14 protein-coding genes are annotated in these 13,786 nt (G+C 36.6%); 11 read left to right on the top strand and 3 right to left on the bottom strand.

All coding sequences use genetic code 11. From position 1 onward, the window contains the following. The first annotated feature begins 285 nt into the window (after window positions 1-285). The 6 genes from GX687_02625 to lepB all read left to right on the top strand — a co-directional run bounded on the left by GX687_02625 (window position 286) and on the right by lepB (window position 7,907). On the top strand, window positions 286-840 hold the full coding sequence (locus tag GX687_02625) for an NYN domain-containing protein (GenBank protein HHX96346.1): 555 nt from the start codon (window positions 286-288) through the stop codon (window positions 838-840). A gap of 105 nt (window positions 841-945) precedes the next feature. After that, window positions 946-2,277 (top strand): FAD-dependent thymidylate synthase, encoded by a 1,332-nt coding sequence (gene thyX, locus GX687_02620; protein ID HHX96345.1) that lies wholly within the window; start codon window positions 946-948, stop codon window positions 2,275-2,277. After that, window positions 2,252-3,211 carry a 6-phosphofructokinase gene (pfkA, locus tag GX687_02615; protein ID HHX96344.1) on the top strand — a complete coding sequence of 320 codons (960 nt, stop codon included), beginning with the start codon at window positions 2,252-2,254 and terminating at the stop codon, window positions 3,209-3,211. Before thyX ends, pfkA begins: the two co-directional genes overlap by 26 nt. 10 nt (window positions 3,212-3,221) lie before the next feature. Further along, the gene (gene nadE / locus GX687_02610) at window positions 3,222-4,700 is read left to right on the top strand and encodes an NAD(+) synthase (GenBank protein ID HHX96343.1); all 1,479 of its coding nucleotides are present in this window, start codon (window positions 3,222-3,224) and stop codon (window positions 4,698-4,700) included. A gap of 14 nt (window positions 4,701-4,714) precedes the next feature. Beyond that, complete coding sequence (locus GX687_02605; GenBank protein ID HHX96342.1) at window positions 4,715-7,396, top strand: UPF0182 family protein; 2,682 nt, start codon at window positions 4,715-4,717, stop codon at window positions 7,394-7,396. Beyond that, window positions 7,386-7,907 (top strand): signal peptidase I, encoded by a 522-nt coding sequence (gene lepB, locus GX687_02600; GenBank protein HHX96341.1) that lies wholly within the window; start codon window positions 7,386-7,388, stop codon window positions 7,905-7,907. Before GX687_02605 ends, lepB begins: the two co-directional genes overlap by 11 nt. Window positions 7,908-8,069: 162 nt before the next feature. On the opposite strand, the gene GX687_02595 is transcribed toward lepB, so the two are convergent. Together GX687_02595 and GX687_02590 are read right to left on the bottom strand one after the other, a co-directional pair. After that, the gene (locus tag GX687_02595) at window positions 8,070-8,591 is read right to left on the bottom strand and encodes a chromate transporter (protein HHX96340.1); all 522 of its coding nucleotides are present in this window, start codon (window positions 8,589-8,591) and stop codon (window positions 8,070-8,072) included. 1 nt (window position 8,592) lies between these two features. Continuing rightward, window positions 8,593-9,144 (bottom strand): chromate transporter, encoded by a 552-nt coding sequence (locus GX687_02590; protein HHX96339.1) that lies wholly within the window; start codon window positions 9,142-9,144, stop codon window positions 8,593-8,595. Between the two features lie 164 nt (window positions 9,145-9,308). Here GX687_02590 and GX687_02585 point away from each other — a divergent pair, with 164 nt between their 5' ends. Genes GX687_02585 through GX687_02575 form a run of 3 tightly spaced genes read left to right on the top strand, consistent with a single transcriptional unit; the run spans window position 9,309 to window position 11,125 of the window. Beyond that, the gene (locus tag GX687_02585; GenBank protein ID HHX96338.1) at window positions 9,309-9,713 is read left to right on the top strand and encodes a hypothetical protein; all 405 of its coding nucleotides are present in this window, start codon (window positions 9,309-9,311) and stop codon (window positions 9,711-9,713) included. A gap of 15 nt (window positions 9,714-9,728) precedes the next feature. After that, entirely contained in the window at window positions 9,729-10,355 is a 627-nt protein-coding gene (trmB, locus tag GX687_02580; GenBank protein HHX96337.1) for a tRNA (guanosine(46)-N7)-methyltransferase TrmB, read from the top strand. Between the two features lie 17 nt (window positions 10,356-10,372). After that, window positions 10,373-11,125 (top strand): tRNA 2-thiocytidine biosynthesis protein TtcA, encoded by a 753-nt coding sequence (locus GX687_02575; protein ID HHX96336.1) that lies wholly within the window; start codon window positions 10,373-10,375, stop codon window positions 11,123-11,125. Here GX687_02575 and GX687_02570 read toward each other — a convergent pair. After that, a complete protein-coding gene (locus GX687_02570; protein HHX96335.1) occupies window positions 11,117-12,262 on the bottom strand; it encodes an aminotransferase class V-fold PLP-dependent enzyme in 1,146 nt (381 codons plus the stop codon). The two genes, GX687_02575 and GX687_02570, sit on opposite strands and share 9 nt — an antisense overlap. Before the next feature lie 68 nt (window positions 12,263-12,330). On the opposite strand from GX687_02570, the gene GX687_02565 reads away from it, so the two are divergent. After that, on the top strand, window positions 12,331-13,353 hold the full coding sequence (locus GX687_02565; protein HHX96334.1) for a YedE-related selenium metabolism membrane protein: 1,023 nt from the start codon (window positions 12,331-12,333) through the stop codon (window positions 13,351-13,353). Continuing rightward, a complete protein-coding gene (locus tag GX687_02560; GenBank protein ID HHX96333.1) occupies window positions 13,353-13,592 on the top strand; it encodes a DUF3343 domain-containing protein in 240 nt (79 codons plus the stop codon). Before GX687_02565 ends, GX687_02560 begins: the two co-directional genes overlap by 1 nt. Window positions 13,593-13,786: the final 194 nt, after the last annotated feature.

Below are 13,786 nucleotides of genomic sequence, written 5' to 3'. Positions count from 1 at the left end.
CAGAATTGAATTATTGTTAACAGTGGATGAATATTTAGTCATAAAATCGAAGATGTTTTACGATGAAAGTAAAATAAAAATAAACAATGAGAAGCAGTTATTTAAGCTGGAGTTTTTGGATTTTGCTTCATTACCGGATTTGCAGTAAAGAATTAAGAATAGATGTAAAAACAATACAGCCCCCTAAAAAACGGGGGCTGTATTGTTTTTACCAATTTTAGGAGGGATTTAGACTTGGGTGTGGAAATAAAGTAGAGTAGACTACAAAGAAAGGGGTCTTTTTTTATGAGAACCGGAAAAACAGTCTGGTTGATTGATGCGGCTTATTTATTTAATGCCCAGCGTTCCTTAGGTAATTATAATTTTGATTATTTAAAACTAAGGAATAAGTTAGAGGAAAGGGGGGATATAGATCGAGTTTATTATTTAAATTCTTCACAAAACCCACCTAATGATAATCAAAGTGCTTTTCATTCCTGGTTAAAGACTGCCAGGCCTAATGGACCACAATTTTTAGTAAAGTTATATAAACTAAAGGAAAGTGAAAGTACTTGTCCTTATTGTCAAAGAAATTTTACCTGTCAGGTGCAAAAAGGTGTGGATGTGGGTTTAGCTACTTTTATTGTTAAGTTGGCACATCAAAATAGTTATGATAATTTGATTCTTTCGTCAGGTGATGGAGATTTAGAGGATTCAGTAGCACATGTAAAAGAATTTTTATATAAAAGAATTGAATTATGTGTTTTTAAAGGGGGAGTTTCCCCGGATTTACAGGCTTATGCCGATTATATTTACTGGATTAATGATTTTTCTAAGGAAGTGATTAAGGAAAAAGATTGAGAAATTATTAAATAGCTTATAAAATTAGCCGCGTGAGTGGCTAATTTTTTTAAAGGAATTTAAATAGAAATGTGGAAATAAGTAGAGGATACAGGAGGGAGAATTATGGGGAAGGTTGTTATTGTAGCGTCTACTCCAGATCTGGAAAAATTGTGTGCTGCGGCGGCTAGTATTTCTACTACACCGGGCAGTGCTTTGGAAATAATGGAACGTGAATGGGAAAAAGAGAGAGCGGAGAGGTTAGTAAGTAATGTTCTAAAGATGGGACATGCCACGACAGTGGAACATGCTTGTTTTACCCTGGCTTTTGAAAATGTTTCTATGTTGGTAGAGCAATTTATGATTGAGTTTCGTTTAGCCTCTTTTACGGTAAAGTCAAGGCGTTATGTTGATTTTAGTGAAATGGGTTATTATTCTCCTGATTTGGCGGGGGATGTTATGGAGAAATATCGGGGTTTGGTAGAGAGACTTTTTGAGGAGTATCGGTTTTTTTTAGGGGAAGGTATTCCTAGGGAAGATGCACGTTTTTTGCTGCCTTATTGTTTACATAGTAATTTTTTCTGTACGGTAAATGCTCGGGAATTACGGCATATTATTCAGGCTGCTGTGTGGGGGAGAGGAAGTAAATATCCGGAAATTAGGGCTTTAGGGCAGTCTTTGTGGGAACAAGGTAAAAAAATTGCCCCCGGTATTTTTAAGGTACCTTTTAAGAAGGTGGCAGAGGAGAAGTTTAGGACTGAGGTAAAGGTGGTAGGGGGAGAACTAGAAGCGGAAATGTTGGCTTTTACTGAGGAACCGGAAAAATTGGTGGCTCAGACTTTTTTGATTGGGCGGATGCAGGGGATAGAAGCTGAGGTTGATATAGAGGAATTGATGAGGTTAGTTTGTGAAAGTGAAAGGCCTCGGGAATTAGAACAGATTAGTTTTACCTGGTGGATAAAGAATTTAAGTCTGGCTGGACTTACCCATTTAGCTAGACATCGAATGCAGTCATTAGTTGTGCCTTCATTTAGCGAAATGAGGGAAAAGGGATTTATTATGCCGGATTCGATTAGGCAGAAGGTATTATTAAAGGAAAGATATGAGCGGGTGTGTCGGGAGCATTTAAAGGCTAAGGCTGAATTAGGATTAAAGGATGAGGTTTATTTGTTTTTATGTGGTAATTTAGTAGATGTAGTGACTACGATGAATGGGAGAGAGCTTTTACATTTTATGAGGCTGAGGACCTGTCAGCGGGCTCAATGGGAAATTAGAAATTTGGCGGAAATGATGTTGGGGCAGTTAAGGGAAATTGCACCGCGTTTATTTAAATATTTTGGTCCGAGTTGTTATCTTTGGGGTTATTGTCCAGAAGGAAAACTTTCCTGTGGAGAACAAGAGAAGATGAGGGAAAGGTATGGGGAGGTAAATAATGAAGCGGATTGCACTTTTAACTAGTGGGGGAGATGCCCCGGGAATGAATGCCGCCATTCGGGCGGTAGTTAGAACCGGTATTTATTATGGTGTGGAAGTGGTGGGTGTCAGAAGAGGTTATCAAGGTTTAATTGAACGGGATTTTGTGGAGTTGGATTTAGGTTCAGTTGCCGATATAATTCATCGAGGGGGTACAATTTTACTTACCGCTCGCTGTGATGCTTTTTATGAGGAAAAGGAGAGGGAACAGGCGGTAGCTGGATTAAAAGAAAGACATGTGGAAGGTTTGATTGTGGTAGGTGGAGAAGGTAGTTTCCGTGGGGCTTTGGAAGTGGAAAAATTGGGGATACCAGTAATTTGTATTCCCGGTACTATTGATAATGATATTCCTTGTACGAGAACTACTATAGGATTTGATACAGTAATTAATACGGTTATTGATGCTATTAACAAGATTAGGGATACAGCTACCTCACATGAAAGAATTTTTGTGATTGAGGTCATGGGGCGCCATTCTGGATTTATTGCTTTGGAAGCCGGTTTGGCAGGAGGTGCAGAATCAATTGTTATTCCAGAATTACCAATGCGGGTAGATGATATTATTCGTAATATTAAGCGGGGTTTACGCCGGGGTAAAAAACATAGTATTATTATTGTTGCCGAAGGGGCGGGTGATGCGGCAACAATTACACGGCAAATAGTGGAAAAGACAGGTTTGGAAACCAGACTTTCTATTTTAGGTTATATTCAAAGGGGTGGGACTCCTACAGCTCAAGATCGTTTACTGGCAGGAAAAATGGGGGCTGAGGCTGTGAATTTACTGTTGAGAGGCGAACGTAAAAAGATGTTAGGCTTAGATGGTGATAAAATTAGGAATTTTGATTTGGAATGGGCGATTAATCAGTCAAAGACTGTTAGTTTGGAAGATTTGCGTTTAGCTGGAATGCTTTCGATTTAAGGGGGGGGACATGAAAATTACTATTGCTCAATTAAAAAGTGGGGATTTAGAGAGAAATTTAGCTAAATTAAAGGAGCTTAATTTACAGACAGATTTAATTGTTCTGCCGGAAACTTTTTTATATGGGCACCCAGAGGACCTATTATTGACTAAGGTTTGGTTCAGAGAAAATATTCGGAACCTTTTGGTGATCATGAGACAACTGCAGGTAGATTTCCCGGATATTGGTTGGGTAGTTGGGGGTTCTTGGGCAAAATTTGCTGATGCTTTTTTTATTTCGGAAGAAGAACAGCTAGTAAAGCTGCACGGTAAAAAAAGGGTTGATTTTCGGGGTGAAAAAATTGGTTTCTTGCTTAATGATGATTTGTGGGATAGAAGTAAGGTGGCAGAACATCAAGAAGCTGGAGCTACCTTAATTATTAGTTTAAATACGTTGCCTTTTTATCAGGGGATTGAAAAAGAACTTTATAATCAGGTGAGGAAACATGTAGGTAGGTACCGCTTACCTTTTTTATTGGTTAATCAGGTTGGGAAAATTAATGATTTTCTTTTTGAAGGTAAATGCTTTTGTTTAGATTCAGTAGGCGAACCTTTGGTAGTGCTGCCTAGTTTTGAAGAAAGTGTGCAGACCTTTTCTTTATCTCAGCAGGAACGGGTTACTTATCTTGCTACTAATGAAAAGGAGGCAGTACGGCGTGCTTTAGTGGCAGGTATTCGTGAATTTTTTCAGGAAGCAGGATTTTGCCGAGCATTGATCGGTTTATCGGGGGGAATAGATTCGGCTGTGGCAGCTGCTTTGGCTGTGGAAGCTTTGGGCCCGGAAAATGTTTTGGCTGTTACTTTACCTTCTCCTTTTACACCACAGGAAAGTGTTGAAGATGCGAAAAAATTAGCTAATAATTTAGGGGTGTGTTTACGTATTTTAGAGATTAAGGAACTTTATGAAACTTATTTGGAATTGTTAAAAGCTGATTTTGAGGGTTTAGAATTTGATCAAACTGAGGAAAATTTGCAGGCTCGGATTCGGGGTACTATTTTGATGGCCTTGGCTAATAAATTTAATTGTTTGTTGTTAAATGCTAGTAATAAAAGTGAACTGGCAACTGGTTATTGTACTTTATATGGGGATTTGTGTGGAGCTTTGGGAGTACTGAGGGATGTGCCTAAAACGTTGGTTTATGAGTTAGCGGCTGAGCTTAATCGAGAAAAAGAAATAATTCCGCAGGAAATAATTAAAAAAGAGCCCAGTGCAGAATTGAGACCTGGACAAAAGGATGGTGATAGTTTACCACCTTATGAAGTTTTGGATGAGATTCTAGAGTATTTGGTGGGCGGTTGTGTGGTAAGTGATCTGGTGGAAAAGGGATTTGAAAAAGAGTTGGTAGAGAAAATTAGGGAGCTGTTGATTAAAAATGAGCATAAGAGAAGACAGGCACCACCTGGATTAATTGTTACTACTCGTCCGGAAACTTTATTATATAAATTTTAAAGGAAGGTGAAAAAGTGGCAGAAGTAGATCAGTTTTCCACGGAAAAAGGTAGTCGGCTGCGTAAATGGTTAATCTTGGCCGGTATTATACTACTTTATTTATTGCTGAGGTTTTTTGTAGTTTTTAAGTTGGATTGGACTTGGTTTCAAGTATTGGGATATGAAGAGGTTTTTAAACGAAATTGGAGTGGAAAATTACTCTGGGGGAGTCTTTTGGGGGGAGTAGTTTTTTTAGTTAGTTTACTCAATTTTTTCTTGGTTTTTAGGATTGCTAAAAAACCGTTTCGTTTATCTTTGTCTTTAGGTCTTGCTTTTTTAGTTAGTTTAGTGGCTGTTAGTAAAGAGGCAGGAAATTGGTTAGAAATTTTAAGTTTTTTACAGGCACAACCTTTCGGTATTTTTGATCCTCAATTTAATTTAGATTTAAGTTTCTATGTTTTTCGTTTACCAGTATGGTGGTTGGTGCTGCGTTTAATTAATTTAGTCTTATTTTTAAATTTAATTTTAAGTGTGCCTTTATATTTGTTTTTATTTTCCGGTAAAATTGAGATTACCACAGAATATGTTACACAGCGTATCTTTACCGTAGGGGAACGTAAGGCTCTTACTCATCTTGGTTTTTTGATCGGTCTTTTTTTTGTGGGTTTAGCCTGGCGTTATAAATTATTAGGTTATGAATTATTATTTAATCAGGAAGGTTCTGTTATTGGGGCTGGGGCGGCTGATTTAAAAGCCCGTTTGCCGGGTTATCGTTTTTTAAGTTTGTTTTCCTTGGCTGTGGGCTTATATGTTGCTTGTTTTATGGCTAAAAACAGAAAAAGGGTTTTAGGTGCTCTGGGGATTTATTTTTTAATTACATTATTAGTTAGCGGACTTTTTCCGGGAATGTATCAACAATTTATTGTTGATCCTGATGAATTAAGACAGGAACTGCCTTATTTGGAACGTAATATTGCTTTTACTAGACAGGCTTATGGTTTAGAGAATTTAACAACTGTAGAATATCCGGTAGGGGAATTAACTAAAGAAGATTTAAAAGCTAATCGGGCGATTATTGATAATATTCGTCTTTTGGATCATCGGGCTACTAGAAGTACCTATAGTCAGCAGCAGGAAATTAGACTTTATTATGATTTTATTGATGTGGATATTGATCGTTATGTAATAGATGGTAAACCGACACAAGTTTTACTGGCAGCCCGGGAATTAAATCGTGAGGCTTTACCAGAACAGGCTAAAACCTTTAATAATTTATTATTTAAATATACTCATGGCTTTGGTTTAGTGATGAGTCCGGCCAATGCGGTCAGTGAAACAGGTTTACCCCAATATTTAATTCAAGATATTCCACCACAATCGGTGCTGGGGGAAATTAAACAACCGCGGATTTATTATGGTGAAGCTAAACAGGATAATGTGATTGTAAAAACTGGACTTAAAGAATTTGATTATCCTTTGGGTGATGATAACCAAGAATATGTTTATGAAGGTGATGGGGGTATCCCCATGACTTTTGGTAATAAATTATTATTGGCGATTAGGGATAAGCAATTTAGATATTTACTTTCGGATTATATTACGAAAGAGAGTCTTTATTTGGAAACACGTAATCTTCGGGAACGTGTGCAAAGAATTGCACCTTTTTTATATTTTGATCAAGACCCTTATTTAGTTTTGGGAGAAGATGGCTACCTTTATTATTTATTGGATGCTTATACAGTTACTGATCGATATCCTTATTCACAAAAAGTGGAATCTGGAAATTTTAATTATATCCGTAATAGTGTTAAAATAGTAATTAACGCTTATTCTGGGGAAGTTGATTTTTATCTTTTTGAAGAAAATGATCCTTTAATAAAAGTCTATCAGCGTATTTTCCCTACATTATTTAAAGATCAGGCAGAATTTCCGAAAGATTTAGAGGCTCATCTCCGTTATCCAGAGGATTTATTTAATCTCCAATCAGCCATGATTCGAGATTATCATATGACTAATCCCACTGTCTTTTTTACACGTGAAGATCGCTGGGAAATAGGTCGAGAAGTATATTGGGGTGAATTACAGGTTCAAGATCCTTATTATAGTATTATTCGTTTACCAGGTGAAGAAAAAGAGGAATTTGTTTTGATGCGGGTTTTTTCACCAGCACGGAAACAAAATATGATTGCTTGGTTAGCTGCCCGTTCTGATGGTGAACATTATGGTAAACTCCTTCTTTATAAGTTCCCTAAAGGAGTACAAATCCCGGGTACAGCACAGGTAGAATCATTGATTGATCAGGATCCTGAAATTTCAAGTCAGTTAACACTTTGGGGACAAGGTGGCAGTAGAGTTATTCGGGGTAATCTTTTGGTTTATCCCATAGCTGGTTCACTACTTTATGTGGAACCTTTATACATTGAAGCAGAGCAGAATAAATATCCACAATTAAGAAAGGTTTTTGTCTATTATAAAGATCAAATTGTTATGGAGGATACTTTGGAATTAGCTCTGGAAAAAATTTTTGGTGATGGCTTAGAGGCCTCTTCTTCTGCTATAGTAGAAGAAGAACATTCCCTAGAGGAATTATTGGAGCGTTTTGCGGAATTACATGCTCAGGGACAGGCAAAAATTAAAGCCGGTGATTGGGCCGGCTATGGTCAAATTCAAGAGGAGATTGATAGTTTATTAAGGAAGCGGTGGGATGATGAAGAATAATAGGCAAGAGTTAAAAGAATGGATTATTACTATTTTAACGGCAATAGTTTTGGTGATTGTTATTAGAACTTTTATTTTGGATAGTAGGGTAGTGCCTACACCTTCTATGGTACCTACCATAGAACCTTGGGATAGGCTTTTTGTGGAAAAAGTTACTCATCGGTTTAAAGGATTGGAAAGGGGGGAAGTGATTGTTTTTGTTCCACCGGAACAATCTCGGCTCAAAGATGATTTGATTAAACGTTTGATTGCTTTACCCGGTGATACGGTAGAAATTAAAGGGGGAAAAGTATATGTAAATGATGAGCCATTGGATGAACCTTATTTAGCTGAACCGATGCATTATGAGTATCCATTAATTCAAGTCCCTGAAGGTAAAATTTTTGTGTTGGGTGATAATCGTAATCGTTCATATGATTCACATGAATGGGGTTTTGCTGATTTAGAAAGTGTTAAAGGGAAAGCATTGTTTACTTATTGGCCGCTCAATAGAATGAAATATTGGAAGTAATTTTGAGGAGTGTGATTAAATGCGTAAAAGGGGAAGAATAAAACGAATGTTATTTTATCTATTAATTTTTGCTTTATTTTTTGCCGGGGCGGTTTTGGTAACTACCATGTTTTTAAAATGGTATTATAAGATTTAAATGAGGCTGGATTTTCCAGCCTCATTTTAAATTAGGGCTATAAAGACATTTAAAAGACCAAAACTAAGCAGCAGTAAAATGGGATGTAGTTTGCTAAAGATAAATAAAGCTAGAGCTATTAAAGTAAATACCAATTCTAGTGGACGGGAAATAGTATTTAAACCTAAATTAACCGCTGCTCCAATGATCAAGGCTACTACAATAGGACGCAACCCTTGGAATACACCTTGGAATAGAGGTTTGTCTTTATGTTTGAGTACTAAAGAAGTTAGGGTGATAACTAATATTAAAGCGGGAAAGACAACACCTAAAGTAGCGATTACAGCTCCACTAAAACCAATTACTTGATAGCCAGTATAAGTAGCTGTATTAATAGCTATTGGTCCGGGAGTTATTTCGGCTACGGCAATGATATCGGCAAATTCTTGGGTGGTTAACCAGGCTTGTTTAGTGACAATTTCTGTTTGCATTAAAGGCAGCATGGCATAGCCGCCACCAAAGCCAAAAAGTCCTACAATGAAAAAGGTTTTAAAAAGTAAGAAATGCATTTTAAACAGCCCCCTTGACTAAGGCACCAGTTAAACCACCTAAAATAATTAATAAAACTGGATGCACATTAAAGATTAAAAGCAGACTTAAAGCTATACCAAAGATAAGCAAACTAAAAGGAGCCCGAATTACTTTACGGCCAGTTCTAATCCCTACACCTAAAATTAAAGCAATAATGGCTGGCCTTACTCCCGCGAAAAAGCGTTGTAAATGGCTGTCTTCACTTTGGGTATCTAAAAGGGTAGCTAAAAGCAGAATAATTATAAATGAGGGTAGAGTTGCCCCTAAAAGAGCCACAATTGCTCCACTTATGCCCATCATTTTAAAACCTATAAAAATAGAGGCATTTACGGCTACTGGCCCGGGTGCGGATTGTGTGATGGCCAGCATATCTATAAATTCCTCTTCAGTCATCCACTGATAACGATTTACTACTTCTTCTTCGATTAAAGGCAGCATAGCATAGCCGCCGCCAAAAACAAAAAGTCCTATTTTAAAAAAGGTCCCAAATAGTGTAAGATAAGATGAAAAGTGCTTTTTTAATGTGGACAACGATAAAACCTCCTTGTAAAATGTTAACTGTGTAGGGAGCCAGGCACCTTTTCCCCATTTTAACATAATCATAGGATAGTTAAACAGGAAAAAGGTGAAGTTCACAAAAATAGTAATCGTTTTTGAAGAAGTATGTTTTTTGGTTTTTTACTTAAAATAGAAGTATGATAACTAAATTTGTGATTTATGGCTTTTTGGGTTGGACAATGGAAATTATTTGGACAGGTTTAGGTTCCCTCTTGCAGGGTAATTTAATGTTGTCTAGTTTTACATATTTGTGGATGTTTCCTATTTATGGTTTGGCAGTTTTTTTAGAACCTGTTCATGATCGAATTGTGGACATGCCTTGGTTTATTCGAGGCACTATTTGGGCGATTATTATTTTAACTATAGAATATTTGACTGGCTGGTTATTAACCAGTTTTTTGGGTCGCTGTCCTTGGGATTATAGTCAGGTGACACCTTATCATCTGCAGGGTTTAATACGCTGGGATTATTTCCCCGCATGGTTTTTTGCTGGTTTGATTTTTGAAAGAATTCATCAAGCCTTAGATAAATTACCTATTTAGAAGAGGAGTGATTTTGTGCGTATCAGACGACGTCCCGGTGTTTTGAAGGAATTAAAAAAATTACCGGGTTTTTTACTACCTGGTGAGCAGTGGCAGTGGGAAAAGGCAAATCCTCTTTATGTAGAATTGGGTATGGGTAAAGGAAAATTTATTACTTCTTTGGCCTATCAAAAACCTGAAATTAATTTTGTGGGTATTGAAAAAGTGCCGGAAATAATTTATCAAGCTGGGAAGCGTGTGCCAGCGGGTTTACCTAATTTACGATTTTTGTTAAGTGATGTCACTCAAATTGATGAATATTTTCAACCTGGAGAAATTTCGCGGATTTATTTAAATTTTAGTGATCCCTGGCCGAAAAATCGCCATGCTCACAGGCGTTTAACTAGTCCCTTTTTTTTAAAACTATATCGAGATTTACTTGTATTAGGTGGAGCAATCCATTTTAAAACAGATTGTGTGGATTTTTTCGAGTACTCTTTACGGCAGTTTTCGCAAATTGGTTTTTCGGTAGAAAAGATTACCTATGATTTGCACAATTCTGGTTATAAAGCTAATATTTTAACTGAATATGAACTTAAATTTATGGCTCAAGGAGTACCAATTTGTCGGTGTGAAGCCATTAAAATGGAGGGAAAGTCTTGAAATTACCTAAAAATATAATGAGGCCCTTACAAAGGGCCATCATTGAGTTTGATTTATTAGTTGAAGGTGATCAGGTTTTGGTCGGACTTTCCGGGGGTAAAGATAGTCTTGTACTTTTATATGCTTTAAATGTTTTTATAAAATACCTACCTTTTTCGGTAAAATTGGGAGCCTTAACTGTGGATCTCGGTTTTGTTGATAAAACTCATGGGGATAATTTAAAAGAAATTTGTCAGTCCCTTCAAGTACCTTATTTTATAGAACGGGTAGAATTAGCGGAAAAGATTATGAATCATCCCACACAAAATCCCTGTGCTCAATGTGCTTATTTCCGCAGGGCGGTGATGCACAATTTTGCCCAGACCAAGGGATTTAATAAAGTAGCTTGGGCACATCATTATGATGATGCCGTGGAAACTTTTTTAATGAGTATTCTATATTTAGGTCAAATTACCACTTTTTTACCTAAAACTTATTTAGAAAAAACTCAAGTAACGGTAATTAGACCTTTAGTCTATTTGCGGGAAAAAGATATTAAAGGATTTATTAAGCAATTAGGTTGGGAACCTTTAGAAAGTCCTTGTTCTTTAAGTGGTCAAACAAAACGGGCAGAGGTCAAGGAATTGATTCGAAATTTACAAAAGACAAATCCTGCTTTGTTCACTAATTTGGCTGCTGCCATGCGTCAGGGTCAGCGTGAACAAAGATGGCCTGCTTTACCTACACGAAAGGTGTTAAAAGAAAAAAGTAGGTTGTTTTGGTTAAAGTAAACTTTTTAAAACCGATAAAGCATAATCTATTTCGGAACAGGTATTAAAATGATTAAAACTAAAGCGAACTGTTCCTTGTGGATAGGTACCTAATGTTTGATGAGCAGCTGGGGCACAATGTAGTCCACAGCGGGTCATAATGCCGTATTTTTCTGCCAAAAGAGTGGCTATTTGAGCATTATCCCTTTTAGGGAAATTTAAGGAAACAAGGGGTACCCTTTTTTCTGGATCATGAGGACCAATAATTTCAATTTCTGTAATTTCTTTAATTCCCCGTAAAAAATGTTGAGTTAGGTTTTTTTCTTTTTCTTGAATTGTACTGATTTTAGTTTTTAAAAGATATTTTAAAGCTGCATTTAAGCCATAAATGCCCGGAATGTTTAAAGTGCCGGCTTCGAATTTATCGGGAAGACATTGGGGATGAGCCAATTGTTCGGAAAAACTACCAGTACCCCCTTCAATTAGGGGGGAAAGGGTTTTTGCCAGTTCATCACGAAGTAATAAACCCCCAATACCCATGGGTCCTAAAAGCCCCTTATGTCCGGTAAAGGCTAGGGCATCTAGGTTCAAATCTGTAAAATTTATTTCTAAATAACCAGCAGTTTGGGCACTATCAATAATTAAAAAAATGTCCTTTTCTTGACAAAGTTTGCTGATATCTTTGAGGGGTAAAATTGTTCCGCAGACATTGGAGGCTTGAGTAAGAATTATGGCTTTGGTATTGGGACGGATCTTTTTTTTCACCCAGGATAAGTCTAAGGGATTTGCCGTAGAATAGGGAATTTGTGATACTTGCAGTCCTTTTTTTTGTAGAGAATATAAAGGACGTAGAACGGCATTGTGTTCCAAAGCCGAAACTAGAACATGATCAGTTGGTTTTAATAAGCCTTTGATTATTAAATTCAAACTTTCCGTAATATTTTTGGTAAAAATAATATTTTCTGTTTGCGGGAAATGGAATAAAGTTTCTAAGAGTTCTCTAGTTTCTAAAATGGTTTGGGCTGTGGAAAAAGCCAGATCATAAAGACCACGTTGGACATTTGCCCCTATTTCTGTTAGAAAATAGTGGATCTGTTCTACTACTTCTTTAGGTTTGGGAAAAGAGGTAGCCGCATTGTCAAAATAAATGTTTTTCATTTTAATCACATCCTCTTCCTTATTTTAGCGTAATTAAGGCAAAAATGACACTTGCTGGGGAGGTAAAAATGGTGGAACAAGAAAGTAAAAGCAGCATAATTTTAGGTGGGGCCTTAATTGGTTTTTTAGGTGTTCTCTTTAGTCAATGGGAAGCTAGTGAAAACTGTTGGACTTGTTTACAGGAACAATTAATTTCTTTGGGTGCTAAATTACCTACCATTGGTTATTTTTCTTTAGAAATAGTGGGCATAATTTTGGGGGCTGCTTGTTTAGCTATTTGTCGAAAAGAATTTGATACATCACTGGCTTCTTTATCTTGGCTCTATTTTGTCCTAGGTTTTATGGTGATGATGGGTGTCTTCATTTTTCTGGGTTGTCCCTTTAGAATGGCTTTTCGTTTAGGTACAGGTGATTTAAATGCTCTTTCTGGTTTAGTAGGTTTAATTTGCGGTATTTTATTAGGTCTCTCTTTTTTAAAAAAAGGTTTTACTATACCGGAAAAACGTAAAACCGGTAAAAAAAATAAGCTTATTTATTGGGGAGTAATGATTAGCTTTTTATTATATTCGTGGGGTCGTCCCCTTAGCTTTTATTTAAAAAAAGGGCACCTTGATTTTTCCCTAAGCTTAGTTCTAGGTTCTCTTTTTTTGGGGTTAATCATTGGGCTTGTAGCCCAACACACTAGATTCTGTTTAATGGCCGGATTTCGTAATTTATTTTTATGTCGTGATACATATCTATTACATGGTTTTTTGGCCTTAGTTTTTTTTAGTACTTTGACTAATCTTAATGCAGGTGATTATCAGTTAAATTTTAATCTTGATGTTGGACTCATTTGGGGTTTTGGGGCCATGGTTTTAATTGGTTGGGCTTCACTTTATTTAGGCGGCTGTCCTTTACGTCAGTTAGTGCTCTTGGGTGAAGGTAAAATTAAAGCCTTATTAGTTTGGAGTGGTATGTTGGTTGGAGCTTGGTTTGGTCACTGGGGTCAAATTTCCGCAACCACTTTTCAGGGGAAATTAATTTTAATTCTCAGTTTACTATTTTTACTGGCTATCTCTTGTTATTATAGTGAAAAAGAGGTGACTTAATGGAATATTTAGCTCTGTTTTTTACGCAATCCGGTGCCCTAAAATATCAGCGTTATTTATTTTCACTTTCAATTGAGGGTAAATTAAGACCTGTACCACGAAAGTTAAGTTCAAGTTGTGGTTTGGCAGTTTATTTTTCATTTACGGCTGATTGGCGGCAATTACTACATGCGGATTTGCAGAAATTGTACCAAATTAATGAGGGTGAATATCAGTTGTGTTTTTCAGCCCAGGAGTAAATATTTATAAATAATAGTTTTTTTCACAGAAAATACCTGTACGCCCTAAATTATAGGGATTTACAGGTGTTTTTTACATCATTTGACAAATAAACGAATGTTTTTTAAACTATGAATAAATAAATAATTAAAGGGGGGCAGTGAGAAAACATTTAGAGAAGAGGGGGGGAAGTATTTTTATCTGATAAAAATTT

Source organism: Clostridia bacterium (assembly GCA_012841935.1).
Lineage (GTDB): Bacteria > Bacillota > Peptococcia > DRI-13 > DTU073 > DUTS01.
The sequence above is the reverse complement of the archived record's forward strand: the minus strand, read 5'-3'. Positions and strand labels throughout refer to the sequence as shown.

Bases quoted from the DNA above. Each gene is read 5' to 3' on its own strand.
- GX687_02625 (HHX96346.1), top strand. From the start codon at position 286: ATGAGAACCGGAAAAACAGTCTGGTTGATTGATGCGGCTTATTTATTT.
- thyX (HHX96345.1), top strand. From the start codon at position 946: ATGGGGAAGGTTGTTATTGTAGCGTCTACTCCAGATCTGGAAAAATTG.
- pfkA (HHX96344.1), top strand. From the start codon at position 2,252: ATGAAGCGGATTGCACTTTTAACTAGTGGGGGAGATGCCCCGGGAATG.
- nadE (HHX96343.1), top strand. From the start codon at position 3,222: ATGAAAATTACTATTGCTCAATTAAAAAGTGGGGATTTAGAGAGAAAT.
- lepB (HHX96341.1), top strand. From the start codon at position 7,386: ATGAAGAATAATAGGCAAGAGTTAAAAGAATGGATTATTACTATTTTA.
- GX687_02595 (HHX96340.1), bottom strand. From the start codon at position 8,591: ATGCATTTCTTACTTTTTAAAACCTTTTTCATTGTAGGACTTTTTGGC.
- GX687_02585 (HHX96338.1), top strand. From the start codon at position 9,309: ATGATAACTAAATTTGTGATTTATGGCTTTTTGGGTTGGACAATGGAA.
- GX687_02575 (HHX96336.1), top strand. From the start codon at position 10,373: ATGAGGCCCTTACAAAGGGCCATCATTGAGTTTGATTTATTAGTTGAA.
- GX687_02570 (HHX96335.1), bottom strand. From the start codon at position 12,262: ATGAAAAACATTTATTTTGACAATGCGGCTACCTCTTTTCCCAAACCT.
- GX687_02565 (HHX96334.1), top strand. From the start codon at position 12,331: ATGGTGGAACAAGAAAGTAAAAGCAGCATAATTTTAGGTGGGGCCTTA.
- GX687_02560 (HHX96333.1), top strand. From the start codon at position 13,353: ATGGAATATTTAGCTCTGTTTTTTACGCAATCCGGTGCCCTAAAATAT.